General features: G+C 70.1%; 23 protein-coding genes and 4 pseudogenes. 20 read left to right on the top strand and 7 right to left on the bottom strand.

The features are described 5' to 3' along the window. Positions 1-58: 58 nt before the first annotated feature. The 3 genes and pseudogenes from ACWDR4_RS05375 to ACWDR4_RS05365 form a co-directional block, all read right to left on the bottom strand. Positions 59-169: pseudogene (locus ACWDR4_RS05375) on the bottom strand (hypothetical protein); the annotation flags it as partial. A 149-nt stretch (positions 170-318) separates the two neighbouring features. Further along, positions 319-834, bottom strand: coding sequence for a DUF4232 domain-containing protein (locus tag ACWDR4_RS05370; protein WP_450404139.1), 516 nt, complete (start codon positions 832-834; stop codon positions 319-321). A 277-nt stretch (positions 835-1111) separates the two neighbouring features. Continuing rightward, entirely contained in the window at positions 1112-1747 is a 636-nt protein-coding gene (locus tag ACWDR4_RS05365; RefSeq protein WP_450404137.1) for a hypothetical protein, read from the bottom strand. 429 nt (positions 1748-2176) lie between these two features. On the opposite strand from ACWDR4_RS05365, the gene ACWDR4_RS05360 reads away from it, so the two are divergent. From ACWDR4_RS05360 to ACWDR4_RS05350, 3 genes are all read left to right on the top strand, one after another. Continuing rightward, a complete protein-coding gene (locus ACWDR4_RS05360) occupies positions 2177-4573 on the top strand; it encodes a lamin tail domain-containing protein (RefSeq protein WP_450404637.1) in 2397 nt (798 codons plus the stop codon). 408 nt (positions 4574-4981) lie between these two features. Then, positions 4982-5188: a hypothetical protein gene (locus tag ACWDR4_RS05355; RefSeq protein WP_450404665.1), complete on the top strand. Its 207-nt coding sequence runs from the start codon at positions 4982-4984 to the stop codon at positions 5186-5188. 117 nt (positions 5189-5305) lie between these two features. After that, positions 5306-6289 (top strand): hypothetical protein, encoded by a 984-nt coding sequence (locus tag ACWDR4_RS05350; protein ID WP_450404135.1) that lies wholly within the window; start codon positions 5306-5308, stop codon positions 6287-6289. 952 nt (positions 6290-7241) lie between these two features. Here ACWDR4_RS05350 and ACWDR4_RS05345 read toward each other — a convergent pair. Then, complete coding sequence (locus tag ACWDR4_RS05345) at positions 7242-7562, bottom strand: GNAT family N-acetyltransferase (protein ID WP_450404133.1); 321 nt, start codon at positions 7560-7562, stop codon at positions 7242-7244. 90 nt (positions 7563-7652) lie between these two features. Then, positions 7653-7907 carry a pentapeptide repeat-containing protein gene (locus ACWDR4_RS05340; RefSeq protein ID WP_450404131.1) on the bottom strand — a complete coding sequence of 85 codons (255 nt, stop codon included), beginning with the start codon at positions 7905-7907 and terminating at the stop codon, positions 7653-7655. Between ACWDR4_RS05340 and ACWDR4_RS05335 the strand changes: the two are divergent. The 9 genes and pseudogenes from ACWDR4_RS05335 to ACWDR4_RS05295 form a co-directional block, all read left to right on the top strand. After that, positions 7864-8496, top strand: a pseudogene (locus ACWDR4_RS05335) (MFS transporter); the annotation flags it as partial. The gene ACWDR4_RS05340 and the pseudogene ACWDR4_RS05335 overlap by 44 nt on opposite strands. A 134-nt stretch (positions 8497-8630) precedes the next feature. After that, positions 8631-9344 (top strand): alpha/beta fold hydrolase, encoded by a 714-nt coding sequence (locus ACWDR4_RS05330; RefSeq protein WP_450404128.1) that lies wholly within the window; start codon positions 8631-8633, stop codon positions 9342-9344. 77 nt (positions 9345-9421) lie between these two features. Continuing rightward, positions 9422-9619, top strand: coding sequence for a ferredoxin (locus ACWDR4_RS05325; RefSeq protein WP_450404126.1), 198 nt, complete (start codon positions 9422-9424; stop codon positions 9617-9619). Positions 9620-9798: 179 nt separating this feature from the next. Next, positions 9799-10994: pseudogene (locus ACWDR4_RS05320) on the top strand (cytochrome P450). Positions 10995-11279: 285 nt separating this feature from the next. After that, a pseudogene (locus ACWDR4_RS05315) lies at positions 11280-12118 on the top strand (SDR family NAD(P)-dependent oxidoreductase). Between the two features lie 475 nt (positions 12119-12593). Further along, on the top strand, positions 12594-13826 hold the full coding sequence (locus tag ACWDR4_RS05310) for an FAD-dependent oxidoreductase (RefSeq protein ID WP_450404123.1): 1233 nt from the start codon (positions 12594-12596) through the stop codon (positions 13824-13826). Positions 13827-14121: 295 nt separating this feature from the next. Continuing rightward, complete coding sequence (locus tag ACWDR4_RS05305) at positions 14122-15489, top strand: rhodanese-like domain-containing protein (RefSeq protein ID WP_450404122.1); 1368 nt, start codon at positions 14122-14124, stop codon at positions 15487-15489. 56 nt (positions 15490-15545) lie between these two features. Continuing rightward, positions 15546-15923 (top strand): rhodanese-like domain-containing protein, encoded by a 378-nt coding sequence (locus ACWDR4_RS05300; RefSeq protein ID WP_450404119.1) that lies wholly within the window; start codon positions 15546-15548, stop codon positions 15921-15923. Further along, positions 15920-16663, top strand: coding sequence for a sulfite exporter TauE/SafE family protein (locus ACWDR4_RS05295; protein ID WP_450404117.1), 744 nt, complete (start codon positions 15920-15922; stop codon positions 16661-16663). The genes ACWDR4_RS05300 and ACWDR4_RS05295 overlap by 4 nt, the downstream gene beginning before the upstream one ends. Before the next feature lie 54 nt (positions 16664-16717). On the opposite strand, the gene ACWDR4_RS05290 is transcribed toward ACWDR4_RS05295, so the two are convergent. Continuing rightward, entirely contained in the window at positions 16718-17005 is a 288-nt protein-coding gene (locus tag ACWDR4_RS05290; protein WP_450404115.1) for a metal-sensitive transcriptional regulator, read from the bottom strand. 81 nt (positions 17006-17086) lie between these two features. On the opposite strand from ACWDR4_RS05290, the gene ACWDR4_RS05285 reads away from it, so the two are divergent. From ACWDR4_RS05285 to ACWDR4_RS05250, 8 genes are all read left to right on the top strand, one after another. After that, the gene (locus tag ACWDR4_RS05285; protein ID WP_450404112.1) at positions 17087-17677 is read left to right on the top strand and encodes a rhodanese-like domain-containing protein; all 591 of its coding nucleotides are present in this window, start codon (positions 17087-17089) and stop codon (positions 17675-17677) included. Between the two features lie 226 nt (positions 17678-17903). Then, the gene (gene folP, locus ACWDR4_RS05280) at positions 17904-18845 is read left to right on the top strand and encodes a dihydropteroate synthase (RefSeq protein WP_450404110.1); all 942 of its coding nucleotides are present in this window, start codon (positions 17904-17906) and stop codon (positions 18843-18845) included. Positions 18846-18965: 120 nt separating this feature from the next. Continuing rightward, on the top strand, positions 18966-20309 hold the full coding sequence (locus tag ACWDR4_RS05275) for an aminomethyl transferase family protein (protein ID WP_450404107.1): 1344 nt from the start codon (positions 18966-18968) through the stop codon (positions 20307-20309). A 136-nt stretch (positions 20310-20445) separates the two neighbouring features. After that, positions 20446-21318: a methylenetetrahydrofolate reductase gene (locus ACWDR4_RS05270; protein ID WP_450404104.1), complete on the top strand. Its 873-nt coding sequence runs from the start codon at positions 20446-20448 to the stop codon at positions 21316-21318. Then, positions 21315-22220 carry a formyltetrahydrofolate deformylase gene (purU, locus tag ACWDR4_RS05265; RefSeq protein ID WP_450404102.1) on the top strand — a complete coding sequence of 302 codons (906 nt, stop codon included), beginning with the start codon at positions 21315-21317 and terminating at the stop codon, positions 22218-22220. Before ACWDR4_RS05270 ends, purU begins: the two co-directional genes overlap by 4 nt. 159 nt (positions 22221-22379) lie before the next feature. Then, positions 22380-23243 (top strand): bifunctional 5,10-methylenetetrahydrofolate dehydrogenase/5,10-methenyltetrahydrofolate cyclohydrolase, encoded by an 864-nt coding sequence (locus ACWDR4_RS05260; RefSeq protein ID WP_450404099.1) that lies wholly within the window; start codon positions 22380-22382, stop codon positions 23241-23243. 44 nt (positions 23244-23287) lie between these two features. Next, on the top strand, positions 23288-24316 hold the full coding sequence (locus ACWDR4_RS05255; protein WP_450404097.1) for a chorismate-binding protein: 1029 nt from the start codon (positions 23288-23290) through the stop codon (positions 24314-24316). A 247-nt stretch (positions 24317-24563) separates the two neighbouring features. Then, positions 24564-25490, top strand: a complete 927-nt coding sequence (locus ACWDR4_RS05250) for a LacI family DNA-binding transcriptional regulator (RefSeq protein ID WP_450404094.1) — start codon at positions 24564-24566, stop codon at positions 25488-25490. A gap of 343 nt (positions 25491-25833) precedes the next feature. On the opposite strand, the gene ACWDR4_RS05245 is transcribed toward ACWDR4_RS05250, so the two are convergent. After that, positions 25834-26331, bottom strand: a complete 498-nt coding sequence (locus ACWDR4_RS05245) for a MarR family winged helix-turn-helix transcriptional regulator (protein WP_450404091.1) — start codon at positions 26329-26331, stop codon at positions 25834-25836. Positions 26332-26394: the final 63 nt, after the last annotated feature.

The raw sequence follows: 26394 nt of genomic DNA, 5'->3' as shown, positions 1-26394 counted from the left end.
GCGTTTGGATCTGAACGGTGATGAGGTAGCCGACGGTGCCGCCGATGAAGGCGGGGATTGCGGCCCAACCTGTCAGGGACAACCGCCACGCCATCCATTGTGGGTCGACCTTGGCTGGTGAGGTAATACCGATCAGGACCTCATACGCGGCTGCCCAGCCGAGACGCACACCGTTCAAGACGAAGAGGATCCTCCACCCCGGCAAGAGGACTTCCGCCGGACGGAAACTCCTTGGTCAGCCGTCTGTCGCCCGCCACCAGGACAGGAGGCGGGCGACGCTGTTGTCGACGGGCGCTGTGGAGGCGTCCGTCGCGGGGGTCAGCTGTAGGGGACGGCGTCGGCGGGGTCGGCGTGCCAGTTGGTGGCGAGGGGGCGGTCGACCTGGACGGTGTGGGGGAGGTCGAGGGTGACGAAGTTGTCCTCGTCGCCTGTGACGGAGAGGTGGAGCTTCTCGAACAGCCTGCCGTTCTCGTTGTTGGTGGACTTGGGGTTGATGCCGGCGTAGGCGGCGGCGCCGGAGAGGACGACGTCGTCGCTGACGCTGTGCTGGACGGGCTGCACCTCGGTGTCGGCGGCGGAGCCGAAGGACGCGGAGGGGAAGACGCCCTCCAGGTAGCAGGTGATGCCGGACTTGGCCTTGGCGGTGACGAGGAGGTAGCCACCTGCCTGCGTCTTCGAGGTGATCTTGAAGGTCAGGTCGTTGGTGGCACAGGCCCGCGCGGCGGTGCTTCCGCTGTCGGCGGTGGCGGCCGGGGTTGCGGTGGCAGCGAGGGCAGCCGCGGCGGCCACGGCCAGGGCGAGGCGGGTGGAGCGGGCGGCAAGTCGCGAACGCATCGAAGATCTCCATGGTGCGGAAGATGGGTCGTCCAGCGGACTGCTTGGACGGCCACAGCTTGTTCCGTGATCTGTTCCGCCCGCCACAAAAAGCGATCATGTTGGGACGCTGGAACGCTGGAACGGGCGCTGACCAGCAGAAACGCTGGCGGCCTGGAACGGGTGGCCGGGACGGGCAGGGTGGATCATCACCTGGCCCCACCGATGTCCGGGGCGTTCTCCTCCAGCCACGGGACAATCCTGTTCGGGTGCGGCTCTTCTGAAGTGAGCTTGAGGGTCAGGCTCTGAGTTCGTAGTGGTGCTGGTCGGGGTGGGGATGGAGGCGTTCGCGTTCCTGCTGGGTGTGGAAGATCCAATATTGCGGGAAGTCGCCGTTGCTGATGAGGGCACGGAGGGTGAGAACGGCTTCGGCGCCGGGAACGCTCCATCTGCTGCCGGTGATGTCGAGGCGGTCGGCCACCAGGTGGCGTGCGGCTCCTTCGACGATGCCGCTGGCGATGGGCCAGCCGGCTTCGAGGGCCTGGTCGTAGTGCACGAAGGCGGCGTTGTTCTCCAGGTAGTGGCAGGTCTTGTCGATCGTGGCGCGTTGTTCGTCGGTGAGGTGGCCGCGTGCGGCTTCGCTGCGCAGGTCACGGACGGCGCCCGAGGCGTCGCCGGCCAGGATCCTGGCGGCTTTGAAGCCGACCCAGGTCTCGGCGGCGGGATCGGTGGCGGTGTGGAAACACCGTGCGCTCGCCCACAGCTTCTCGATGACGTGCACGATGTCGAGGACGATATGGATCGTGACCGCTCGGCGGTCGGCTTCCTTCTGGATCAACTCCAGCTGGTGGGCGGCGCCGTCGACCAGCACCACCCAGCATCGCTGGTGCTGCGGGTCACGGGCTTCTGCCTCGTCGAACGCGGCGGCAATCACCTGGTCCGCGTCGTGTTCGACGGAAGCGGTGAGCCACTTCGCGCGGGCTTTTGGCCCCTTTCTCGGGATGCGGCCCGTGGCGCGGCCGCCGGGCGGGGCGATGATGTCATGCGGCCGGCGCGGCGCCGGGGCCGGGTGCAATTCCAGTCGCCGTGGAAGTCGTTGCGCGTCAGAGGGCCGCCGTACCCACCGCCCGGTCTGCCGAAGGGATTCCGAGCGGTCGGCTCCCCACCCCTTCGTTCCCGGAAATTAACCCGCGGCCTCTTGGCGACTCCTCTTCTACGCGCGTAACTTGAGCCGTCTCCCCCACACCTTCACTTCGACATGCCCGAAGCACGAGGAGACGCCAGCGTGGCCAGATCCGACAGATCCGACAGATCCGCAGGAAGCAGACCCCGCGCGCGGCGTGCCGCCTACCCGCTCATATCCGTGGGGGCGGCCGGCGCGCTGGCCCTCACCGCGATACCCGCCGCGTTCGCCGCGCCGTCCGCGACCGCGGTGATCGCCGAGGTGTACGGCGGTGGGGGCAACTCGGGGGCGACCCTGGTCCGGGACTTCGTCGAACTCGGGAACGCCGGTTCGGCCGCCTACGACCTGTCGGGCTACAGCGTGCAGTATCTGCCCGGTTCGCCGTCGGCGTCCTCGCAGTGGCAGGTGACCGCGCTGAGCGGTTCGGTCGCGCCCGGCGGCCGTTATCTGGTCGCCGAGGGGGCGGGCAGCGGCGGTACGACGGCGCTGCCGACCGCCGACGCGACCGGCTCCATCGCGATGAGCGCGACCAGCGGCACCCTCGCCCTGGTCGCCGGCACCACCGCGCTGGCCTGCAAGACGGCCGCCGACTGCGCGGCGGACCCGAACGTCGTCGATCTGGTGGGCTACGGCAGCGCCCTCGTCCGGGAGGGCAGCGGCCCGGCCACCGGCGCCTCCAACACCGCCTCCGTCGCCCGCGCCGCGCCACTCGCGGACACCGACGACAACGCGACCGACCTCTCCTCCGGTACGCCGTCCCCGGTCAACTCGGCGGGCGAGAGCCCCGATTCGGGCGACGGCGGGGACGACGACGGCGGCGGTGAGGAACCGACCGAGCCCGGCGCCCTCCGCGTCCACGACATCCAGGGCACCACCCGTCTCTCCCCGCTCACCGGGCAGACGGTCACACGGGTTCCCGGCATCGTCACCGGTGTACGGACCTCCGGCTCGAAGGGGTACTGGATCCAGGACCCGCAGGCCGACAGCGACCCCCGCACCGGCGAGGGCGTCTTCGTGTACACCGGGTCGGCGAACCCCACCGTGGCGGTCGGGGACTCCGTCCTCGTCACGGGCAAGGTCACCGAGTACTACCCGAGCAGCACCAGCCAGTCGGTCACGGAGATCACCGGGCCGACCGCGACCGTGCTGTCCGGCGGTAACGCGCTGCCCGAGGCCGTCACGCTGGACGCGTCGAGTGTCCCGGACGCGTACGTGCCGACCGCCGGCGGTGGCAGCATCGACGCGCTGCCGCTCGAACCGGCGGTCTACGCCCTGGACTTCTACGAGGCGCTGGAGGGCTCGCGGGTGCGGGCCGCCGACGTCCGGGTGGTCGGCGCGACCACGGAGTACGACGAGGTGTGGGTGACGGTGAAGCCGGAGGAGAGCCCGACCGTGCGCGGCGGCACGCTCTACTCCGCCTACGACCAGCCCAACACCGGCCGGATGAAGGTGATGTCGCTCGACACGGCGAACGCCCTCCCGAAGGCGAACGTCGGCGACGAACTGTCCGGCACGACGAGTGGGCCGCTCGACTACGCGTCCTTCGGCGGCTACACGCTCCAGGCCACCCAGCTGGGGACGTACGTCGACAACGGGCTGAAGGCCGAGAAGACCCGGCGCCAGAAGGGCGACGAGCTGGCGGTCGCCACCTACAACGTGGAGAACCTGGACGCGCTCGACAGCCAGGAGAAGTTCGACCGGCTCGCCGAGGGGGTCGCGGTCAGCCTCAGCTCGCCCGACATCGTCGCGCTGGAGGAGATCCAGGACGACAACGGCGCGACGAACGACGGGACGGTGACCTCCGAGGCCACCCTGACCCGGTTCACCAACGCCATCCGCGCGGCAGGCGGCCCCCGCTACCAGTGGCGTTACGTCGCCCCCGAGAACAACCAGGACGGCGGCGAGCCCGGCGGCAACATCCGCCAGGTCTTCCTGTTCAACGCCAAGCGGGTCTCCTTCACCGACCGGGCCGGCGCCGACGCCGCCACGCCCACCACGGCCACGGGCGTCGTGAAGACGCGCAAGGGCGCCCAGCTCACGTACTCCCCGGGCCGGATCAACCCCACCAGCGACGCCTGGGGCAGCAGCCGCAAGCCGCTGGTCGGCGAGTTCGTCTTCCACGGCGAGCAGGTCTTCGTGATCGCCAACCACTTCGGGTCCAAGGGCGGCGACCAGCCCCTGCACGGCCGCAACCAGGAGCCGACCCGCAGCTCGGAGACCAAGCGTCAGCAGCAGGCCGCCGAGGTCAACACCTTCGTCAAGTCCCTGCTCAAGGCGGACAAGAACGCCAAGGCCGTCGTCCTCGGCGACCTCAACGACTTCGAGTTCTCGCAGACCATGACCGCCCTCACCGACGGCAAGGTCCTGAACCCGCTGATCAAGACCCTCCCGGCCGCCGAGCGCTACACGTACGTCTACGACGGCAACTCGCAGACTCTGGACCACATCCTGACCAGCCCGGCCGTCACGCACTTCGACTACGACGTCGTGCACATCAACGCCGAGTTCGCCGACCAGGCGAGCGACCACGACCCGCAGATCGTCCGGATCGACGTCGGCAGGTGCCGCCGGAACTGACCCCGCCGGCCCGGCCCGACCCCGACAAGGAACCCCCAGGTCCGTCTGTGACCTGGGGGTTCCTCGCTTCCCTGAGTCATGGAAGATCTGCGCAGACCTCTGACCGGTCAGCCGTTGTGCCGGATCAGGCGTGCCGCCTGGGAAGCCTGCGGGCTCGCCCAACGTCCCGTCCCCGGCGGCCCTCCAGGCCCGCGCCACCCACCTGCCCAGGGTGGTCTCTTTGATCCCGAGATCCTCCGCGACCTGCGCGATCGACTTCCTCGTCTCGGTCGCGATCCGCGAGATCACCGCCGAACCGTCGGCCCTTGCCGTGACACCGGCGACCCATGGTCCCGGAAGGCAGGCGACGGCATCGTTGAACCCAGCCGATCCCAGAGGTTCACAGGCCCCGCCCGGAAGGACGATCCCGTGAAGTCGACGCAGTCCTCCAAGACGATCACCACGATGGACGACCTGACCCTGATCCCCGGCGAGAGCGACCTCGCCCCGCTGTTCACGGCCTGGGACCAGGCACACCCCACCGTCGCCGACCCCGGGTGGCGGCACCTCCTGGATGAGATCGCGCATCCCCGCACCGCCGAGGCGTTCCACCGTCTGGCGACGGTCGCGGCCTGAGCTCGTACGGCCGTACCCCGAGGCCGGCACCAGGACACCGGCCGCGCGGGGCGGGCCCGACGTATGGCTCGCCCATCGGTTGCCGCCGCCGGTAGGGTCCCTCGCGGAGGGATCCCTGTGACCCGAACATCCGGCCTCGCCATTGCGCTCGTCCTGGTTGCCGTCATGACGGCCGTCGCCGGATGCGGCGGGCCGGCGCCGGCCAGGAGCCCGTCCGCCGGCGGGTCCGCGCCTCACCCGGTCGTCAGCCTCAGCGCGGACAGTCGCGTGCTGGTCCCCGGTGGCCCGCCGCTCGCCTTCCGTGTCGCCGTCGCGGGCCTCACCGCCGGACAGGCCGGCCGGCGGCAACTGACGCTCTACATCGATACCGTCCCCGATCGACTCCAGATCCGCGAAGCCGGGTCGTGGCACGATGTGGCGCTCCAGTGGAGCAACGAGCAGGACGACAACGGGGAGTTCGTCGCCGTGGTGCCGCTCTCCCACCGCGGCGAGGCACGCACGGAGATCGAGTTCCGGCTGTTCACCGCCGACCAGCAGATCGACTACGTAGACGGCCAGGTTCCCGCCGTACGCAACACCATCGCCGCGCAGACGGACCAGGAAGGCCGGATTCCGGCTGCCCATGCGGCGGCGTCCGCGGTGCGGATGGATCTGTCCGTCGATGCCACCCACCTCACCATCGAGGTCCCGCAGTTGCTCAGGGCGACCGCGGGCGGCCCTGCGGTGGAGTGGGAGGTGAGAGTGCGCAACGCGGCGGGCGGTCTGACCCGCTCCGGCCTGCGCGTCGCGATCTCCCTGCTCCCAGGGTCGGCCGACGAGTCCGTGCGGCAGCTGCACTGGTCGATCGACCGCCGGGGCTGGTGGACCGATCTGATGGGCCGGACGCACATCGAGACAGAGGTGTTCACGCTCAAGCCCGGTGCGTCACGGACCGTCCGGATCCGGCTCGCCCTGCCGGCCGGCACCACTGCGAAGGGTTCCGACCAGGTCGGCGCCATGCTCGCCGCAGCGGTCACGGCCCCTTGGTGGCCCTCCGACCCGGACCGGCCCTCGGGAGTCTCCCTGGACGCGGAGTCCACCAACGTGCTCACGGAACCGTAGGTACGAGGAGGTCCCCTGCCCGCCGGTGTCGCGGGCAGGGGACGGTCACTTCACCGGTCCGAGCTCACTTCACATCGACGAAGTCGGGCAGGCCCGATTGTGAGCCTCACACCCCGTCTTCTCAGGTAGACGCGTCGCCCTGTGAGGCTGTCAGGTATGAGGAAGCAGCATCATCCCCCGGGTTCCGGTGGATGGTGGCCGTCGTCACGGCGGTGTAGCGCGTGGTCCTGGTAGTGGTCGGGTGGCAGGAGGGCGGCGTCGCGGGTGCCGTCGGCGCTCTGCTCGCCACAGTGCTGGCACTCCCCACCGATCCCGCAGCGGCCGACCCAGCGGCGCCGGACTCGACTACGCCTAGGTCTTCCGTCTCCTCTTCGAGCCCGTGATGACCGATGGCCTGCGCCTCCTCCCTCGGGCAAGCACCGGCCAGGCCACGAGCGCGCCTCTCGAGGACGGAGAGAAGTTAGACCACAAGGGCCAGCCACATGCGCTAAACTTGATCTTGAGCTGGTCGCCGCAATTCGGGGCAGCTGGTGGTGCGTTGGTGGTCCAAGGAAAGACACCCCGCTTCCTGCGGGGAAATGCAGGTGCAAGGCCTGCCCGGCGCTCGATACACGGGGCCCGTCCGTACGCCGGACGGGCCCCGTTCGTTGCCCGGAGTCAGTACCTGGGCGGCTGCGGTGTTCGCTGTTCCGGCGTGCGCCGTACCCGGGGGTGTGGCACCGTGAGGGTCAGTGCGGCCCGCCGTTTTCCCCCGAAGCGGCGGGCCGTTCGCGTTCTGCGGGCACAGCCGGGTGCCTCTTCGTGAGATGTTGCGTATCAGGACGCGCCGCGGGTGACGGCCGGTCGGGGGCGGCCTGTAGCCGGGCGGCGAGGCGAGATGCTCGCATACTTCGCCGTACTGGGGAAACGCGACCCCCAGCTCTCTCTCCAGAGCGGGGAAGAACTGCTTGGCCTACGGGGACTGCCCCGTGGTCTGCCAGGTGTAGCCGGGGCCGTCGGTAAGCGCCCGGAGGACCAGGCGCCGCCCGAGGCCCTGGCGCTGATAGTCGGGGTCGATGGAGATCTTGTTGATACTGCCGACGCGGCAGGCATCGCACACCACCCACACCAGCCGCCCGACGTCGTACCCGTCCCGGTCGAACATCCGAAGGTCCCGGTGCCCGGTCGGACGTCGCGGCGGCCAGTACAGGAACCGCACCTCCCTGCGCTGAGTGATCAGCAGAATCCACCGCCACCGCAGCGGCGAGAGGCACTCGGGGACAGGCGGTGTCACCGGCCTCTCCCTTCGAATTCGGGTCGAGAACGAGTGTTGTTGGTCGCCGATCAGATCAGGGGGCATAAAGGACCGATTGCGCCCCCCGAATCATCGGAGCTGAGGTATCGAACCCGTCGCGCGGTCGAAGGACACCGCGCCGCCGGAGAACGTCGCGTCGCCGAAGGCGACCATGCCGTCGGAGAACACCGCACCACCGAAGTTCACCGCGCCGCCGGAGAACGTCGCGCCGGTGAAGTCCATGTTGCCATCGATGGTGACGCCGGTGAGGTCGAGGTCGCAGCCCTGCCAGGAGCGGTGAGGCTTCTCGATGTTCGCGATGTCCCTGATCGTTCCGCAGCTCATGCAGCTGCCGACGGCCACCGGCTACGGGCTGGGCAAGTCGCTGCTGGCCGTCGGCCTGGTCATGGCACCCCAGGGTCTGGTGATGATGGCTGCGGCAGGCGTGTGGGCGGGCGTCTCCAAGGCCAGGGGCCCGAAGGTGACACTGATGATCGGTGCCGTCATCGTCGCAGGCGGCTACGCCCTGAACACCGTGCTGATGTCCGAGGTCTGGCACCTGGTGCTGATCTCCTGCATCATCGGCGCCGGCGTCGGCTTCGCCTACGGGGCCCTGCCCTCGCTCATCATGAGCGCGGTGCCGGTGTCCGAGACCGCTGCCGCCAACAGCCTCAACACCTTGATGCGGGCCGTTGGCACTTCCGTCTCCAGCGCCCTGGCGGGTGTGATCCTCGCCCAGATGACCACCACCTTCGGCACCACAGCCCTGCCTTCCGAAAACGCCTTCAAGGCGATCATGGCCATCGGCTCCGGCGCGGCCCTCCTCGCCCTCGCTGCTCTCCTCCCGCGTCAACGTCCGCTCGCCGGCACACAGGCGACAGCGACCACGGCCGCCGAACCGTCCACCCCCGCGAACGCCGCCACCAAGGCGTAGCGCCCGCGTTTCGTCCCTCTCCCACACCCCCTACGTACGCGGCACGTCTCCGTCCCCACCGCTCGGACCAACGCTCTGGTCCCCCCACAAGGGACCCGGAACTCCCGGGAACCCGGACCACGAGGAGAACTGCCATGGCCACATACGTCCTTGTACACGGCGGCGCCCACGGCGGATGGTGTTATCAGCCCGCCGCGCGGCTCCTGCGGGAGGCCGGACGCGAGGTGTACGCCCCGACCCTGACCGGCGTCGGCGAGCGGTCGCATCTGCTCCGCCCGGACATCGATCTCGACTTCCACATCAAGGACGTCGTCCAGGTGTTGGAGTACGAGGATCTGCGCGACGTGATCCTGGTGGGCCACAGCTACGGCGGGATGGTCGTCACCGGCGTCGCCGACCGCGCCGCCGACCGGATCGGCCACCTCGTCTACCTGGACGCCGCCACCCCCGTCGACGGTCAGTCCCTCAGCGACCTGTCTCCGAAGGCGACCGTCCGCAGCAAGGGCAAGGTGGTCGAGGGCGTCGAGCTGGTGATGTTCCCCGGCACCGAGCCGATCCCGCACTACGGCGTGACCGACCCCGACGCCATCGCCTGGATGACGCCGAAACTCACCCCTCACCCCTACAGGTGCTTCGAGCAGCCGTTGCGGCTGAACAATGAGTCCGCGCTGTGGGCGATCCCGCAGACCCAGATCGTGTGCACATCGACGCTGCCCCATCGCGATCCGGCCCGGATGGAGCCGGCGCGTGCGGCCGGCCGCCTGTGGGACGTCGACACCGGCCACGACCTGATGATCAGCGAACCCGAGGCCGTTGCCGATCTCCTCCTGCGGGTGCCGAGTGCCTGACGTTCACAGAGTGCTTGACGTTCCCCACCACCCTCCAACACCCCATTGCCCCCACACAGTTCAACACGGAGGTCCCGATGAAAGTACAAGTCGACGTCCCCAAGTGCGTCGCCTCCGGGCAGTGCGTGATGCTCGCGCCCGAGGTATTCGACCAGCGCGAAGAAGACGGCCTAGTGGTGCTCCTCGACGAGACGCCGGCGCCGGACCTGCACGACGCGGTCCGCGAATCGGCCGTGGTCTGCCCGGCGGCAGCCATCCACATGGCGGAGTCATGAACCGGATCGTGATTACCGGTGCACAGGACGGCACACGGCATGACCATCGCCCTCCCGGCGCATCTGCCGCCTGATCGTCACACGCCTTCGACTCGACGGACACCGCGTCTCGTGAGCGGTGTCGCATCCTCCGCATCCCCCCACAGGAGCAATCCATGAGCACAAGTACCACGCCCGACATGAACGGCGTCCCCGCCTTCCCCGCCACTCGCGCCGAGCGCTGTCCCTTCGACCCGCCCCCGCAGTACTCCGACTGGCGCCGGGAGGAAGGGCTGCAGCGGGCGCACTGGTACGGCCACCCCGTGTGGGTGGTCAGCCGGTACGAGGACATCCGGGCGGCCATGAGCGATCAGCGCGTCAGCGCGGACATCACGCGTCCGGAATTCCCGGGTTCGGACATGATCGCCGAGGGCGAGCCCCCGATGTTCCCGCGGATGGACGACCCCGAGCACGGGCGTCTGCGCCGCATGCTCACCAAGGATTTCATGGTCAAACGCGTCGAGCAGATGCGCCCGCACATCCAGCAGCTGGCAGACGACTTCCTCGAGCGGATGATCGGAAAGGGACAGCCCGCGGACCTCGTTCACGACTACGCGTTGCCCATCCCGTCCCTGGTGATCTCCTTGATGCTGGGGGTGCCCTACTCCGACCACGCCTTCTTCCAGGAGCACAGCGCCACCCTGCACGAGGCGAGCGCCACGGACGAGGAGAAGAACGTGGCCCGTGGCGCGCCCTCTACGGCTACCTGCTCGAACTCGTGGGACGCAAGGAACGCGAACCGAAGGACGACCTCATCAGCCGACTCCTCGGCGAGCGGGTCGCCGCAGGTGAAATCAGCCGCGAGGCACTGGCGATGAACGGCATCATCCTCCTGATCGCCGGACACGAGACCACGTCCAACATGATCGCCCTGGGCACCCTGACCCTCCTGCAGAACCCGGACCAACTGGCCCGGATCCGAGACACCGACGACCCCGCCGTCCTTGCGAGCGCGGTAGAGGAACTGCTGCGCTACCTGACGATTGTTCAGAACAACATTCTGCGCGTGGCCACCGAGGACCTCACCATCGGCGGGCAACTCGTGCGGGCGGGGGAGGCCCTCGTCATGAACCTGTCCGCGGCCAATCGTGACGCGGCCTTCCTCGACCGGCCCGACACCTTCGACATCGACCGCAACGCCCGCGGTCACGTCGCCTTCGGCTATGGCGTCCACCAGTGCCTCGGCCAGTCACTGGCCCGCGTGGAGTTACAGGTCGCCCTGCCCACCCTGCTGCGCAGGCTGCCGGATCTCCGCCTGGCGGTGCCGCTGGAGCAGGTGAGGTTCCGGTACGACATGGCCACCTACGGCGTCCACGAACTGCCCGTCGCCTGGTGACGACCGGGGCCCTTCGGCCGGGGTCGCTCTGAGCGGAAGCGGCCCCGTCGCGTCGACCCCGTGGGACGGGGGTACGGCGCACCCCCGGGCCCGGCGGTGGGACCCCCCTCGGGATCCGCCGCCGGGCCTGCGGACACCGGCGGGCTGTGGCTCACCACACCGGGCCGCCGGGCCGCAGTACGACTGCAAGCCATCGAAGGGTTGGACCTCGGACAGGGCAACGCCCCCGTCTCGCACTCAGACACGACCAGCACGGAGAACGCATACAGAAACGAGGAACACCCCATGGGCAACACGGGTTTTGAAGGCCGCAGCGTCATCGTCACCGGAGCGGCGGCGGGCATCGGCCGGGCCACGGCTGTGAGTTTCGCCGAGGGGGCGCAAAGGTCCTCGTCGCGGATCTGAACAAGGACGGCGCCGAGCAGACCGTGGAGGAGATCGGGAGAGCGGGAGGAACCGCCCGCGCGGTCGCCGGCGACCTCAGCGATCCTCAGGTGGTGAACGACGTGGTTGCCACGGCTGTGCAGACCTTCGGGAGCCTGGACGTGCTGGTGAACAATGCCGGCATCACGGACAGCATGTCAGCCGTTCTCGACACCGACGACGCGGAATGGGAGCGGGTCATACGGATCAACCTCACTGCGCCCTTCCTGCTGACCCGTGCTGTCCTTCCGTACATGCTGATCGCGGGCCGTGGCGCGATCGTCTTCACCGCGTCCGAGGCAGCCCTGCGCGGCAGCGCGGCCGGTGCTGCCTACACCGCCTCCAAGCACGGCATCGTCGGCCTGGTGAAGAACCTCGCCGTCATGTACCGCGGGCAGGGCATCCGCGCCAACGCCATCGCCCCCGGAGGGACGCAGACCAACATCCTGGCCAACTCCATGGCTGCCGACCCCGCCAAACTCGCCGCCCTCGCACAGGCCTTGGGCGCCGGTCCGACCCAGGCCGACACGGGGGAAGGCCCCCACGGGGCAGCGGTCCTACGTGAACTTCTCCGCACCAACCCCGGCAAGCGGTCCACTCCTGAGGAGCAGGCCGCCGCCATCGTCTTCCTCGCCTCCGACGCGGCAAGCAACATCAACGGCGCTGTCCTGCCCGTCGACGACGGCTGGTCCGCAGTGTGACTTGTGGCAGACCGTGGTGGAGGCCGAGCGGCATCGTAGTCAGCTGGTCGGTGCGAGCGTGGCCAGGTTGCGCAGCCGCTCGGGCTCGCTGCCCTTGTTCCAGACGGACGTAGCAGTCGATGCTGATGCCGGCCGGAATGGCGTGCTCCTGGGGGTGCAGCCCGGGCGCGGCGCTGGTCGGCGCCCCCTGAGGCCGGCCTCCTCGGGGGCCCGGGGTCCGGCAGGCAGGACGGGGCCCAGCTCGGCGCCGAGCCGATGCTCACTCGTCATGCTCTCGTGTGCGGTCGGCGCGGCAGGCGCGCAGGGGGCCTGCCGCACTCCGGAACACCCCGCGCATGCCCACGTCGAACCTGTCAACTCTCCTTGTCTGTCGGGCAATTGTCCGCGCCGTCATTGGCCCCCGCGTGGAATGCGACCTACCATCTGCGCAGATACCCCAGGGGGTATAAAGCGCAGACAGTGAGGAGCGCCCTTCATGTCATCCATGTCCTCCGCCTCCAGTTCCGCCCGTGACCACCACCGGGTGCTGATCGTGGGAGGTGGCACCGCCGGGATCACGGCCGCGGCCCGGCTGCGCCGCGCGGGTGTCACCGACATCGCGGTGCTCGAACCGGCCGACGTCCACTGGTATCAGCCGCTGTGGACCCTGGTCGGCGGCGGCCGGGCCCCGCTCGGCATCACCCGCCGCCCCGAAGCCTCCGTCATGCCCCGGCAGGTGCGCTGGATCCGCGAGGCCGCCACCGCCGTCGACCCTGAGGCGGGGACCGTCACCACCACCGCGGACCGCAGGGTCGGTTATGACTACCTGGTGATGGCTCCTGGCCTACAGCTGGACTGGGGCAAGGTCCCCGGCCTGGACACCGCGGTCGGACACGGCGGAGTCTCCAGCAACTACTCCTTCGAGCACGCTCCCTACACCTGGGAGTTGATCCGCGGCCTGCGCTCGGGCACCGCGGTCTTCACCCAGCCCACCGGCCCGGTCAAGTGCGGCGGCGCCCCGCAGAAAATCGCCTACCTGGCTGCCGACCACTGGCGCAGGCAAGGAGTCCTGGACCGTATCAGGGTGATCCTCGTCCTGCCCGCCGACTCCATGTTCGGGGTACCGGTCTGGCGCCGGGCCCTGGAGCAGGTCGCCGACCGCTACGGCATCGAGGTCCGGCTGAACTCCGAGATGACCGCCGTCGACGGCGCGGCCCGTGAACTGACCATTGCCGACCACGCCGCCGGCATCGAAGAGGACCTGACCTTCGACCTGCTCCACGCTGTACCGCCACAGAGCGCCCCCGACTGGGTCAAGCGCAGCCCGCTGGCCGACCCTGCGAGCCCCTACGGCTACGTCGAAGCCGACAAGTACACCCTTCAACACCCGAGCCACCGCAATGTGTTCGCCCTTGGCGACGTCGCCAACCTGCCCACCTCCAAGACCGGCGCCGCCGTCCGAAAGCAGGCTCCCGTCGTGGCCGCCAACCTGCTCGCCGAGATGAAGGGTGAGCGCCGCGACGGGCAGCGCCGCTACGACGGCTACACCTCGTGCCCGCTGGTCACCGCGCGCAACAGGATGCTGCTCGCCGAATTCGACTACGACCAGAACCCCGCCCCCAGCATCCCCCTGCTCGACACCACCAAGGAGCGCCATGACATGTGGCTGCTCAAGCGCTACGGCCTGCCCGCCCTGTACTGGCACGGCATGCTCAAAGGTCGTGCCTGACCGCAGATCCGAGTGCGGGGCGCCGAACCCCTGCTCGGCGAGCGCGTCGTGGACGCGGCTCACTGTGGTGGCGAATTTGGTGCCGAGAAGCGTGGTGCGGTCGTCGCGCATGGCGGTGGGTCTTCTGGCCCGGCGGGCCGGGGCGGGGCGTCTCGGCGTGTGGTCGGTACTCGTGTCGTCCCGGGTTGTGTCCGGGAAGGGTCTCGCCTCTGCCGAAAAATACCCCCTGGGGTACCCGTGCTACTGTCGTCTGTATACCCCCGGGGGTAAATCTCCACTGGAAGGGATCATCCGCGTGTTCTTCGTCGACACCATTGAGCTGGCAGGCCTCGGCAACCGCAGTTACCTCGCAGGCGGTGAGCGCACAGCGGTGGCGGTGGACCCGCCGCGCGACTTCGACCAGGTCCTGGCCGCGGCGGCCCGGCGCGGGGTGCGGATATCCCACGTCGTCGAGACGCACATCCACAACGACTACGTCACCGGCGGCCTGGAGCTGGCACGGATCACCGGTGCCGCCTATCTGGTCCCCGCCGCTGCCCGGGTCTCGTTCGCGCGGACACCCGTGCGGGACGGGGAGGTCACGGATGTGGACAGCGAGGCCGGCTTGACCCTGCGGGCCATGGCCACCCCCGGTCACACTCCGCACCACACCTCGTACGTCCTGGAGGAGGACGGGGTGGCGGTCGCGGTGTTCACCGGCGGTTCGCTGCTCATAGGCACGGTCGGCCGCCCCGACCTTGTCGAGCCGCGCCTGACCGAACGTCTGGCCCGCGCCCAGCATGCCTCGGCGCACCGGCTAGCGGCCGAACTGCCGGACGAGACGGCCGTGTTGCCCACCCACGGTTTCGGCAGCTTCTGCTCTGCCGGCCAGGCCGACGGAAGCGACACGACCATCGGCAAGGAGAAGGCGGCCAACGAGGCGCTCACCCGGGATGTCGACACCTTCGTCGCCGACCTGCTCGACGGACTGGACGAGGTCCCCGCGTACTACACGCACATGGGCCCCGCCAACGCCGCCGGGCCCGCGCCGGTCGACCTCACCCCGCCCGCCCCGGCCGACGCCGAGGAGATCGCCGCCCGGCTGGCCGCGGGGGAGTGGGTGGTGGACCTGCGCAACCGTGTCGCGTTCGCGGCGGGGCATGTCTCGGGTTCGTTCAACTTCGAGGCCGAGGGGCAACTCGGCACCTATCTGGCCTGGCTGATCCCGTGGGGCAAGCCCGTGACCCTGCTTGCGGAGTCGGCCGAACAGCTGGCCGCCGCCCAGCGGGAACTCGTCCGGGTCGGCATCGACCGGCCGGCCGCCGCGGCCGCGGGTGAGCCGTCGGGCTGGGTGCGGGCGGGCGAGACCCTGGGGTCGTTCCCGCGCGCCACCTTCGCCGGCCTCGCCGAGCGGCGCGGGAGCGAGGACGTCGTCGTCCTGGACGTCCGGCGTGCGTCCGAACGCGTCGGCGGCTTCGTCGAGAGCTCGGTCCACCTCCCCCTTCACCTGCTGCACCGCCGGCTCGCCGAGATTCCTCCGGGCGAGGTGTGGGTGCACTGCGCCGGCGGAATGCGCGCGGCCATCGCCGCCTCCCTGCTGGACGCGGCGGGCCGCACCGTCGTCGCCGTGGACGACGCCTACGACAACGCCCAGGCGGCGGGGCTGGCCGTCCGGACCGCCTGACGGCGACGGATGCCCGACCAGTGGGTGTCGGACGTGATGAGAAGCGGAAGGTTCCGATGAGTGTGTTCCTACGTGGCCCGGGCCGGGTCACCGTTCAGCAGGCGGTCGCCCGCACCGGCGGCGGTGATGCCGCGGATGACGGTGACGCCGTACTGCTGGATGTGCGTGAACCGGACGAGTGGCAGGCGGGGCACGCTCCCCGCGCCGTCCACCTGCCCCTGTCGGCGCTGGCGGACGGAGCCGGTCTCCCCGCCGCGGTCCAGGGGCGACCGCTGGTCGTCATCTGCCGCTCCGGCAACCGTTCCCGGCGGGCCGCCGAGCTGCTGACGGCGCGGGGCGCGGACGCCGTCGACGTGATCGGCGGGATGCAGGACTGGGCTCACATCGGACTGCCTGTGGTGACCGCGCTGGGCGAGGACGGCACGATCGCGTGAGTGCTCTGATACTCGCCCTGGTCGCCGGGGCCGTCATAGGCCTGGCGCTCGGGGCACTCGGGGGCGGTGGCAGTGTCCTGGCCGTCCCCGCCCTGATCTACCTGCTCGACTTCACCCCGGTCGCGGCCACCACGGCCAGCCTCGTCATCGTCGCCGTCACCTCGGCCACCGCCCTGCCCGCACACGCCCGCGACGGCAACGTGCGCTGGCGTACCGGGCTGCTGTTCGCGGCAGCCGGCGTCGGCCCGGCCGTCCTCGGCGGCGCTGTCGCCGGGCGCCTTTCCCAGTCCGTCCTGACCTGCGCGTTCGCTGCCGTCGCGGCGGTGGCCGCGGTGCGGATGCTCCGCCCGGGGCATACGGCCGGTTCTGGTCACGTGCGGCCGGTCCGCGCGGCCGGCGCCGGAGGGGGTCTGGGCGCGGTCACCGGCGTGCTGGGCGTCGGCGGCGGCTTCCTGGCCGTACCGGCCCTGGTCGGGGTGCTGGGGCTGCGGATGCGGGAGGCGGTGGGCACCAGCCTGCTCGTCATCTCCGTCAACTCGGTGGCAGCTCTCGCGATGCGCGCCGGCACGGCCGACGGGCTGGACTGGGCTGTCATCGGCCCGTTCGTCGGGGCCGCGGTCCTCGGCGCATGGGACGGCAAACGCCTCGCCGCCAAGGTCTCCGGGGGCATGCTTCAGCGGATCTTCGCGGTGGTACTGCTGGCGGTGGCCGCTTTCATGCTGATCGACGCGGTGGTGTGATGCGCACCGGCCATACGGCGGCGGCACACGGCAGGCGGCCCACGCCCCCGCGTCTCACGCCAGCGACAGGAAGAGCTTCTCCAGCCGGGCGCGCATCTGCTCCGCCGACTCGCCGTTGTGCTGCGCCTTCTCGGTGTCGGTCAGGCACTGCTGCAGACCGGTGGCGATGATCGCGAAGCCCGCCCGGTCCAAGGCCTTGGAGGCGGCGGCGAGCTGGGTGACGACGTCCTCGCAGTCACGCCCCTCCTCGATCATCCGGATCACACCGGCGATCTGACCCTGTGCCCGACGCAGCCGGTTCAGTACGGACTTGAGCTCCGCACCCGCGAGATCCAGTTCCACGACCACTCCTCCATCAATACCCCTAGGGGTACTGTACGCCCCGGTTTCGGGGAATCATCGAAGACAAGGATCACACCAGCCATGACCGCTCCCCGCACACCCGTTGCCCTCGACACCGGCCAGGCCGGCGACCGACTGCACGAGCTGACCGTCATCGACGTACGGACACCGGGCGAGTACGCCTCGGGGCACCTGCCCGGCGCCCTCAACATCCCCGTGGACCACCTGCGGCGCGCACTGCCCGAGATCCGGAAGGCCACCGAGCGTGGCGACGTCCTCGTCGTATGCGCCTCCGGTGCCCGCTCCGAGAACGCCTGCAAGCTCCTGGCCGAGCACGGCATCCCCACCGCCACCCTGACCGGCGGCACCACCGCCTGGGCTGCCGCCGGCCACGACCTGCACCAGCCCGCGGTCTGCGACATACCCCGCGCCACCTGGAGCATGGAACGCCAGGTCCGCTTCACCGCCGGCGCCGTGGTACTTCTCGGACTCGCCTTCGGCCTGCTCGTGCACCCGGCCTTCCAGCTCGTCTCCGCGGGCATCGCGGGCGGCCTGGTCTTCTCCGCCCTCACCAACACCTGCGGCATGGCGGCCATGCTTGCCAAGCTGCCCCACAACCGGCCCCGCGCGACTGACCTGGACGCCACCCTGACGGCCCTGCGCGACCGCTGAGACGCCCGGACGTCGGCCAACCTCGGACGGCGAAGCAGGGGCGTCGGTGTTCTCAGGCCCGCTGCGAGCGCCTGTCGGCGAACCCGTCGGCGGCGGTGCCGACGATGTCGAAGATAATCACGCGGGATGACTAGAACGATTTAGTACTCCTCCTGTAACATCACGGCCTAATCGATTTAGCATTCCTTTTCCGCGATGGGACGCGGGATCAAGGAGGTTGCCGCAGATGTCGACCATGCAGGACGCCGCCGTAAGGCGGTCGAGAACACCCGCGGGGCTGGAGGGATTGCCACGGCCGGGCCGATGTCTGGTCATGGGGATCCTCAACGTCACGCCCGACTCCTTCTCCGACGGCGGCCTGTACGTGGACAACCGGGCCGCGATCGACCGGGGACTGGAACTCGCCGCTCAGGGCGCGGACATCGTGGACGTGGGCGGCGAGTCCACCAGACCGGGGGCGCGGCCCGTGGGCCTGGCGGAGGAGCTGGCCCGGACCGTGCCGGTGGTGCGTGAACTGGCCCGGGCCGGTGTGTGCACGAGCATCGACACCATGCGCGCGCCCGTGGCCCGAGCCGCCGTCGAGGCGGGAGCGTCTCTGGTCAACGACGTCAGCGGCGGCCTGGCCGACCCGGCGATGGTGTCGACCGTCGCCGCGGCCGGTGTTCCGTACGTTGCCATGCACTGGCGTGCGCCGAGCCTGGAGATGGACCGTCATGTGGACTACCGTGACGTCGTCGCCGAGGTGAGGGACGAACTCGGCAGACGTCTGTGGGAGTTGACGGAACGGGGAGTCGACCCGGCCCGCATCATCCTCGATCCGGGGCTGGGCTTCTCCAAGCGTCCCGAGCACGACTGGATGCTCCTGGCCGGTCTGGGGTCTCTGCGGCAACTCGGGCCTCTGCTCGTCGGTGCGTCGAGGAAGCGGTTCATCGGTGCGGCCCTCGCGGCCGGGGGCGCCGGTGAAGTGCCGCCCGGGGAGCGGGACGTGGCCACGGCCGCCGTCTCCGCGCTCGCCGCTGTGAGCGGCGCGTACTGTGTGCGCGTCCACGACGTCCCCGCCTCGCTCGACGCGGTGCGCATGGCGTCCGCGTATCTCGATTTCTACGACCGTGACGTCGACCCGGTCCGCGAGACCCCGGTCGGCGCGGGGCGTGGGTCGCACCGGTAAGGAATCCGCAACCCGGGACTCGCCCGGGATGAGACCACTCTGCCAGCTTGCGCTAGATCGTTCTAGTAACTAGATCGATCTAGCTTTCACGGGACAGATCGCTACGAGTAAGGAGCCGCAATGGCAACCCCCTCCCTCCAGGACGGCATCGACAAGGCCGGGTCGCCGATCGAGCTGCTGTGGCGGCCGGGTGCCGAGCCGTGGACCCCCGAGGTCGTGGAGCGCGAGTACGCCGGCTGGAGCCGGGAACAGGCCGCGTGGCACGAGGGCGTGGCCCTCCTCAACCTCTCGCACCACATGTACGACATGTGGATCGAAGGCCCGGACGCCACCCGGGTGTTGGCCGACCACGGCGTCAACAACTTCGAGAAGTTCGCGATCGGGCAGGCCAAGCAGTACGTGCCGGTCACCCGCCACGGTCACATCGTCACCGACGGGATCCTCGCCCGCGAGGGTGAGAACAAGTACCTGCTCAGCGGGATCCCGGCCGCCCAGCACTGGGTGCAGTACCACGCGGAGAAGGGCGGGTACGACGTCGGTTTCGCCACCGACCCGTCGTCCGCGTTCCGCCCTGGCGGCGGCGATCCGAAGCTGTTCCGGTACCAGATCCAGGGCCCGCTGGCGGTGGAGCTCGTCGAGCGGGCCTTCGGCGGGCCGCTGCCGGAGACGAAGTTCTTCCACTCCAGCGCCGTGTCCCTCGACGGCCGCGCCTTCCGTGCCCTGCGCCACGGCATGGCCGGCCAGGCGGGCTTCGAGTTCATCGGCCCGTGGGAGCACGCCGGGTACGTCCACGAGGCGTTCCTGAAGGCGGGCGAGCCGCTCGGCCTCGTCCAGGTCGGCGCCCTCGCGTACGCCACGCCCAGCGTGGAGAGCGGCTGGATCCCCTCGCCGGTGCCCGGCATCTACACCGACCCGGACCTCCTGGAATACCGCAGGTACCTGCCCGTCTTCGGCGTCGAGGGCAAGCGCCCCCTGAACGGCAGCTACTTCTCGGAGGACATCGAGGACTACTACGTCTCCCCGTACGAGCTGGGCTACGGGAAGCTGATCCACTTCGGTCATGACTTCGTGGGCCGGGACGCCCTGGCGAAGGCCAAGGACGGGCCGCTGCGGACCAAGGTCACCCTGGTCCTCGACCCGGACGACGTCCGCACCGCCATCGGGCGGGGCGAGGACCCCGGCTTCGTCCTCTCCTACGCCCGTCACCGGGTGGAGAACGTGACCGGCCTGGTCGGCATGACCATGCAGACGGCGTCCATCGACCCCGTCGGTGCGCTCCTGTCGCTGACATTGATCGACAAGGAGTGCGCGGAGCCCGGCACCGAGGTCTGGGTGGTGTGGGGCGAGCACCCCGGTGCCGGCACCGGCCCCGAGGCCGACCTCGGGCTCCCGCGCATCCGCGCCACCGTCCAGCCCGCGCCGTTCAACCAGCACGCGCGCACCCTGTACCGCCGCGACCGCTGACGCAGGTGCCCTGCACGCCGCCTCCCGGCCGATCTCTTGACGCGACGTCATGCCGCCGGGCCGTCGCTCCCTCGGCGGTGCCGCGGGCGCGCCCCAGCACTCGGTCCCCGCAGACGAGAAAGCGAGACGCAAGACGATGAACCCCGCGAGCACGGTACGAACAGCGGTCGGTACCTCGCTGCTTGAGGACTTCTCCCTGGAGATGACCGGGAAGGACGTCCCCAGGCTCGAGGAGGCCCGCGACAGCATTCCGCAGGGCACCCGCATCAACGTCACCTTCCTCGGCAACGAGGACCTGCGGATGCGGCTGGATGCGGCCCGTGCGGTCAAGCGGCTCGGCTTCGTGCCCGTACCGCACATATCCGCCCGCCGCCTCGGGTCGCGCGACGACTTCGAACGGTTCCTGGCCGGCCTGCACGCCGACGGCACCTCCGGCGACGTGTTCGTCGTCGGCGGGGATCCAGTACATCCCGAAGGTCCCTATGCCGACTCCCTGTCCCTGATCGACACGGGACTGCTGCAGGAGTACGGCGTCCGGCACGTCGGCATCAGCGGCTACCCGGAGGGCCACCCCACGATCGACGGCACCACTCTGTGGTCAGCACTCCAGGACAAGCACACATCCCTCGCCGCCCAGCCCCTGGAGGGCGGCATCATCACGCAGTTCGGGTTCGACGTCGACCCGGTGCTCGCCTGGGTGGAAGAGGTACGGCGCCGGGGCATCGGGCTCCCGATCAGGATCGGGGTGCCCGGGCCTGCCGGGGTGCGCCGGCTCATGTCGTACGCCGCCCGGTTCGGCGTCGGTACCAGCGCCTCCGTCGTCAAGAAATACGGGTTCTCGCTGACCAGTCTCATGGGCACCGCAGGCCCTGACCGCTTCCTGCGTGACCTCGCCGCGGCCCATGACCCGGCCCGGCACGGCGACTTGAAGATCCACTTCTATACGTTCGGCGGGCTCAAGGCCACCTCCGAGTGGGCCGCCCGCTTCCGCAAGGAGAGCCTGGCATGACCCTCACGCAAGACGCCCCGGCGCACACCGCCAGGAGCGGGCCGCCCGCCCCACAGGCCTCGCTCATCGTGCAGGGCGCCGACGCCACGGGCATCGTCGCCGCCGTGACGTCGGTCCTCGGCGGCCACGGAGCGAACATCGTCTCCCTCGACCAGTACTCCGACAACCCGCAGGGCGGCGCCTTCTTCCAGCGCACCGTCTTCGGACTGGACAGCCTCCAGGCCGCGCTGCCCGCCCTGCGGGCCGACCTGGACAAGCACCTGGTGGACGGGTTCGGGCTGCGCTACACACTCCGCGACCTCTCTGTACCCAAGCGGGTCGCGATCTTCGCCTCGAAGTCCGACCACTGCCTGCTCGACCTGCTCTGGCGCCACCGGCAGGGCCAACTCCCCGTCACCGTCGCCATGGTGATCTCCAACCATCCCGATGTGGCGGAGGAGGTACGCGGCTTCGGCATCCCCTTCTTCCACGTCCCGTGCCAGGGCGCGGACAAGTCCGCCGCGGAGGCGGAACACCTGCGACTGCTGAAGGGCAACGTCGACTTCGTCGTCCTGGCCCGCTACATGCAGATCATCTCGGGCGACTTCATCGCGGACGTCGGCGTCCCGATCATCAACATCCACCACTCCTTCCTGCCCGCCTTCATCGGCGCCGGCCCCTACGCCAAGGCCAAGGAGCGCGGCGTGAAACTGGTCGGCGCAACCGCCCACTACGTCACCGAGGACCTCGACGAGGGCCCGATCATCGAGCAGGACGTCGTCCGCGTCACCCACGCCCACACCGCCACCGACCTCACCCGCCGGGGTGCCGACGTGGAGCGCGCGGTGCTCTCCCGCGCCGTGCTGTGGCACGCCGAGGACCGCGTCATCCGCGACGGCAACCACACCATCGTCTTCGCCTGACGGCCAGGGCCTGTCCGGCGGATCAGGCCGGAGGACATCCGTGGAGCCCGATCGGCGCAGAGGTGCGTGCCGAGCCCCGCGTCTCCGACAGGATCCGCCGGACAGACATGGACGGCTCTTCGACTCCCACCGACAGGCACAAGAAAGCGGTTCGCCACCATGACAACCAGGATCGACGGTACCGGGATCGCCCGGCGGATCCGCTCACAGGTCGCCGAGGAGGTCGCCGCGGCCGCGGGCTCGGGGAGCACTCCCGGGCTGGCAACCGTCCTCGTCGGCGACGACCCGGCCGGCGCCGTGTACGTCGCGGCGAAACGGCGCGCCATCAAGGAAGCCGGCATGTGCGACTTCCACCGCCATCTGCCCGAGCATGCGACCCAGGACGACGTGGCCGCCGTCATCGACGAACTGGTCGCCGATCCGAGGGTGTCCGGCATCCTGCTCCAACTCCCGCTGCCCGGGCAGCTCGACGCGGCCACGCTGATCGACCGCATCCCGGTCACCAAGGACGTCGACGGCCTCACCACCGCCAGCCTCGGCCTCCTCGCCCGTGGGGGGCGGGGCCTGCGCCCCTGCACGCCCAGCGGCGTCATCGAACTGCTCGACGCCGAGGGCGTTCCACTCAAGGGAGCGAACGTCGCGGTGGTCGGCTGGGGCGAACTCGTTGGCAAACCCCTGACCCAGCTGCTGCTGCGGCGCGGGGCGACCGTGTCCGTGGCCCACGAGTTCACCACCGACCTCGGGGCGGTCACCCGTCCCGCCGACATCGTCGTGGTCGCCACCGGAGTCTGCGGGCTCATCGGCCCCGAACACGTCCGGCCGGGGGCCGTCGTCATCGACGTCGGCATCCACCGCACGCCCTCGGGCCTGGCCGGCGACGTCCGTTCCGACGAACTCGACGGCATCGCCGCTCGTATCACCCCCGTGCCCGGCGGGGTGGGCCCCATGACCATCGCGATGCTGCTGGTCAACACCCTGCGCGCCGCCCAGTGGAGTGCCGAACTCGAGGTCGTCGCGGCCTGAGGACCCGACGGACGGGGAGCCGCTCGCGCCAACGGAGGTAGGAAATGGACCAGTTCCCGCCCACGGCGCTGCTCGGCGGACACCTCGCCACCGGCCTCGCCGACGTCACCAGCGCCCCCTCGGCGCTGGACTCCGAGGGCTTCTGGGCCGTGGCAGCCGACTTCGAGGGACACCTGACATGCGCCCGCTTCCGCGACGTACGACGGATCGAGGACCGCCGCGTCCCTACGACGCCATGGCGCGGCCCGCGAACCGACGAGTGGACGACCTCGCTCGACCGCACCGCTTACACGAACGGAGTGACACGCATCCGCGAGCACATCGCCGCCGGCGAGGTCTACCAGGCCAACCTCTGCCGGGTACTGTCCGCTCCCGTCGCGCCGGAAGCCGACGTCATGGCGCTCGGCGGGCTGCTGGCACGGCACAACCCGGCGCCGTACGCAGGCGTTATCCGCCTCCCACGGCACGGGGTGGAGGTGGCCACCGCCTCGCCGGAACTCTTCCTGCGGCGCGACGGCAGGGACGTGACATCGGGCCCCATCAAGGGAACCGGCCGCACCGAGGCGGACCTGCTGGAGAAGGACCACGCGGAGAACGTGATGATCGTCGACCTGGTCCGCAACGACCTCGGCCGCGTCTGCGTTCCCGGTTCCGTGACCGTGCCCGACCTGTGCGCCGTGGAGAAGCATCCGGGGCTCGTCCACCTCGTCTCCACGGTGTCGGGGCGGCTGCGCGCCGGCCTGGGCTGGCCCGAGCTGCTGGCGGCGACGTTCCCGCCGGGATCGGTCACCGGGGCGCCCAAGGAGAGCGCCCTACGGATCATCGAGGCGTTGGAGACCTCACCCCGCGGCCCCTACTGCGGCGGAATCGGCTGGGTCGACGCCGACCGCGGACGCGGTGAACTGGCGGTCGGCATCCGCACCTTCTGGATCGACCGTGCCGCAGGGCTCCTGAGGTTCGGCACGGGCGCGGGCATCACCTGGGGCTCGGATCCCGAGCGGGAATGGGAGGAGACCGAACTGAAGGCAGGCCGACTGCTGGCCATCGCGAGCGGAGGCTCGGCATGCTGGTAGAGAGAGGAACGTCCTGTCGTCGCGTCGGAGCGTGCGAAACGCACGCCATGTGAGTGCCGCGAAGGCTCGCAGGCCGTACGGGATTCCGCGGGCCGTTTGAGGCGCATCCTCGTCTGGAGTGCTGAAACGATCTAGCGCGTAGAGTGAACTCCACGCGCTTGGACGTTCTACAAGCTGGCAGCCACTTTCGGCGATGCCGGCTCGCGGGCGTGGAGCGTGCAGGGCTGACGGATGGGAGTGTGCCGGCATGGGCCGTTCGGGCCGGGTGACGTTGAGCGACGTGGCCAAGGCGTCCGGTGTGTCGCGGGCGACGGTGAGCTTCGTGCTGAACGACGACCCACGGCAGACGATCTCCGCGGCCACCCGGGAGCGGGTCCAGGAGGCCGCCCATGAACTGGGATACGTCGTGCACGGCATCGCCCGCGCGCTGCGCGAGGGGTCTTCGCGCATCGTCGTCCTCAACGTCGACTGGGGCATGGAGGGCAACTTCTCCCGGAGCTATGTCCGGGGTCTGGACGAGGAGTTGGCCGAACACGACCACATCCTTCTGGTCCGGCACGGCCACTCGATCCCGGAGGCCACCCAGAAGGTCCTGGACACCATCGCGCCGCGGGCGGTGCTGCGGCTCGGCGAGGTCTACATGCAGGGCCACGAACCACTCGAGCAGGACTGGGAGAACGGCTTCGCCGCCAACGCCGCGATGCAGATCGGCTACCTCGCCGAACAGGGACACACCCGGATCGCGATGGCCATGCCCGACCACGACTTCCCGCTCACCGAGGCCCGGCTCGGCTTCGCCCAGGAGGCCGCCCGGCGCCTGGACCTTCCGCCCCTGGAGCGCTTCGTCGTGCCGGGGCCCAGGGAGGCCGGCGCGGCCGCCGTCGAGACGTTCCTGGCAGCCCACGCCGACATCACCGCCCTGGCCGCCTTCGACGACGACATCGCGCTGCGCAGCCTCACGGCCCTGCGCGACCTCGGGCGCCGGGTCCCCGAGGACGTGGCCGTGATCGGCTTTGACGAGACCGAGTACGGCTCCCTGTCCACCCCCGCGCTCACCACCGTCCACATCGACGCCGAAGTCCTCGGCCGCATCGCCGCCCGCAACGCCCTGGGCATCGACACCGGGGCGCTGGCGCCGGCGTCCGGCCGGATCGTGGTGCGCGCGTCGGCGTGATCGCCACAAGCCCGTGAAAAGTGGGCGGACCGACAGGGCGGCGCTGTCAGGGGCATGTAGTCGCACGCCTGTGCGTCGTCGACAGGTCTGTCGCTGCCTGTGTCGCCGGGATTCTGCCGTGAGTGGGAGCCGGCGCCGCCTTTGCGGAGGACAGCCGCGCCGCACACGACGTTCGCGTATGAAGAGCCCGGGGTCGGGTTCGGGGAGGATGCCACGGCTGACGAGCCGTTCCGGTTTGGCATGGGTGCACTTGATGACGTCGACGGACCGCCGATGGATCGGCATCGCCTCGTCTCGGCGGCACGGCCGGGACCCGCGCCGAAGCGCGGTCCGTGGCCGTCGCTCACGTTGTGGTGCGGATAACCGGCCACATCCCCGCGTACGCGGGGTCCTCCCCGTCCAGCGCGACGAGCAGCTTCCGGAGCTGTCCGATCATCTCGTCCTTCCCCCCGTCACCCAGGATCTCGGCGAGGGTGGCGTCGATGGCGGCGATGCGTGCCCGGCCGTCCGCGACGCCGGCGAGGCCTGATTCGGTGAGTTCGTGGAGGACGACGCGCTTGTGCACGGGATGCGGCAACCGGCGGACCCACCCGAGGCGTTCGAGCTGCGAGAGCGCCGTCGTCACGCTCTGCGGCGTGATGTGAAAGAGCCGTGACAGGTCCGAGGCCGACATCAGGCCGAGTTCGTCGAGGTGAACGGCGAGACCGAGCTGGGTCACCGTGACGTCGAGTCCGTCGAGCGCGCCCTGAAGCCGGCCGTGCACGGCCTGCTGCGTCCGCCACAGCACGTGGGGCAGCCCGTCCTGCCATGCGGGACCCGTCGTGTCCTTCGCCGAAGACATCGGCACCCTCCGTTCGTGCGGGACACCAGTATCTGCCCGAGAAGATTGTTTCAGACATCTTAA

The sequence above is a fragment of the Streptomyces sp. NPDC000878 genome (genome assembly GCF_053599695.1).
Note: the sequence above shows the minus strand (reverse complement) of the source record. Positions and strands in the feature narration are given on the sequence as shown.

Coding starts and splice junctions, on each gene's coding strand:
- ACWDR4_RS05285 (WP_450404112.1), top strand. CDS start 17,087: ATGACCGCTCCCCGCACACCCGTTGCCCTCGACACCGGCCAGGCCGGC.
- purU (WP_450404102.1), top strand. CDS start 21,315: ATGACCCTCACGCAAGACGCCCCGGCGCACACCGCCAGGAGCGGGCCG.
- ACWDR4_RS05330 (WP_450404128.1), top strand. CDS start 8,631: ATGGCCACATACGTCCTTGTACACGGCGGCGCCCACGGCGGATGGTGT.
- ACWDR4_RS05340 (WP_450404131.1), bottom strand. CDS start 7,907: ATGAGCTGCGGAACGATCAGGGACATCGCGAACATCGAGAAGCCTCAC.
- ACWDR4_RS05245 (WP_450404091.1), bottom strand. CDS start 26,331: ATGTCTTCGGCGAAGGACACGACGGGTCCCGCATGGCAGGACGGGCTG.
- folP (WP_450404110.1), top strand. CDS start 17,904: ATGTCGACCATGCAGGACGCCGCCGTAAGGCGGTCGAGAACACCCGCG.
- ACWDR4_RS05250 (WP_450404094.1), top strand. CDS start 24,564: ATGGGCCGTTCGGGCCGGGTGACGTTGAGCGACGTGGCCAAGGCGTCC.
- ACWDR4_RS05260 (WP_450404099.1), top strand. CDS start 22,380: ATGACAACCAGGATCGACGGTACCGGGATCGCCCGGCGGATCCGCTCA.
- ACWDR4_RS05310 (WP_450404123.1), top strand. CDS start 12,594: ATGTCATCCATGTCCTCCGCCTCCAGTTCCGCCCGTGACCACCACCGG.
- ACWDR4_RS05300 (WP_450404119.1), top strand. CDS start 15,546: ATGAGTGTGTTCCTACGTGGCCCGGGCCGGGTCACCGTTCAGCAGGCG.
- ACWDR4_RS05370 (WP_450404139.1), bottom strand. CDS start 834: ATGCGTTCGCGACTTGCCGCCCGCTCCACCCGCCTCGCCCTGGCCGTG.
- ACWDR4_RS05255 (WP_450404097.1), top strand. CDS start 23,288: ATGGACCAGTTCCCGCCCACGGCGCTGCTCGGCGGACACCTCGCCACC.
- ACWDR4_RS05275 (WP_450404107.1), top strand. CDS start 18,966: ATGGCAACCCCCTCCCTCCAGGACGGCATCGACAAGGCCGGGTCGCCG.
- ACWDR4_RS05270 (WP_450404104.1), top strand. CDS start 20,446: ATGAACCCCGCGAGCACGGTACGAACAGCGGTCGGTACCTCGCTGCTT.
- ACWDR4_RS05325 (WP_450404126.1), top strand. CDS start 9,422: ATGAAAGTACAAGTCGACGTCCCCAAGTGCGTCGCCTCCGGGCAGTGC.